Origin of the sequence: Methylobacterium sp. J-067 (assembly GCF_022829465.1) — a bacterium.
GTDB classification, from domain to species: domain Bacteria; phylum Pseudomonadota; class Alphaproteobacteria; order Rhizobiales; family Beijerinckiaceae; genus Methylobacterium; species Methylobacterium litchii.
Genome location: NZ_JAKSXZ010000119.1, coordinates 1 through 1,354 on the forward strand (window position 1 = coordinate 1; position 1,354 = coordinate 1,354).

Consider the following 1,354-nt stretch of genomic DNA (forward strand, 5'->3'; position numbering starts at 1 on the left):
CAGACGGCGACGCCGGTCGAGACGCTGAACGATCAGACGCAGGCGCGCACCAACCCCGATCTCGCCGCCAAGGCGACGTCGCCGGTGCGGGTCGGGCCGCTGGCCCCCTGGGCCACGGAGATGGCGGCGGCCGGCTTCACCTTCGACGTCAACATGTACGACTTCTACCAAGCCAACCCCTCCGCCGGCCTGCGCACCGGGCAGCAATCGAACTCCGCCTACTTCGTCCTCTCCATGACCGCCGACATGCAGAAGCTCGCCGGCATTGCGGGCGGCAGCATCAACTTCACCGAGACGTTCTTCGGCCTCGTGCGCAACCTCAACATGGCCGGCGACATCGGCGACACCACCGTGGGCTACCAGCCGCCCTACAACCCCAACAACAACCGCCTCTCGCTGTTCACCTACCAGCAGAAGCTGCTCGACGACCGCCTCGTCATCGAGGTCGGGCGCACCCATCCGGGCCGCTACTACGCCCTGCCGCCGTGCAACTCGATCAATTCCTGCTTCCAGGACCTGCTGTACTTCAACGCCGGCTGGACATCGCCCCTGTACGGCGTCTGGGGCGCCAACGTCGCCTACAAGACGTCGCCCACGACCTATGTCCAGGCCGGCGCGTTCAGCGTGAACCCCGGCACCAACGTGCTCTCCGGCTACGATTGGGGCTACGAGCGCCTCACGGGGGCCGTGGCCATGGTCGAGATCGGCCGCGTCACCGACTACACGCAGGAGGCCTATCCCGGCCGGGCCTCGCTCACCGGCTTCTTCAATTCCGCCGATCATGACGACAACTACAAGACCGTCTTCGGCACCGCGAAGGGGCTCAACCCCGGCGCGCCGGTCCTGCAGAAGGCGGGCACCTCCGGGATCGTGCTGACGGGCACGCAGACCCTGTGGCGCGCCGACGGCGGCCGCGAGGTCAACCCGCATCCGACGGCGATCTCGTTCTACACCGGGACCGGCTACGCGTTCGATCCCACGATTCCGATCCGCTTCAACAGCTTCGCCGGCCTGCTGCTGCAGGCGCCGGACCAGGGCCGCCCGCTCGACACCTACGGGATCAAGATCAACTGGCAGCGGCTGAACGACGATTACGCCCGCTTCCTGGCCGACGCGAACTTCATCTCCGGCGGGACCGGCGCGCCGTTCTCGCGGGACAAGTTCGTGTTCGAGGTCAACGCCCACTTCGCCCTGCCGGGGGGCGTCGTGCTGGAGCCCGTCGTCCAATATCTCGTGAACGGCAACTCCTACTTCAATCCCTTCACCGCCCGGCGGCCGAAGGACGGCTTCTACGGCGGCTTCACCCTCTCCGTGCCCCTCGGCACCCTCCTCGGCCTCGCGCCAGGCTGAGGCC

General features: G+C 67.5%; 1 protein-coding gene. It reads left to right on the plus strand.

All coding sequences use genetic code 11. The annotated features are described in order from the left end of the window. Positions 1-1,350, plus strand: a 1,350-nt coding sequence (locus MKK52_RS17365) for a carbohydrate porin (RefSeq protein ID WP_243955911.1), incomplete at its 5' end; no start/stop codon positions are given. Positions 1,351-1,354: the final 4 nt, after the last annotated feature.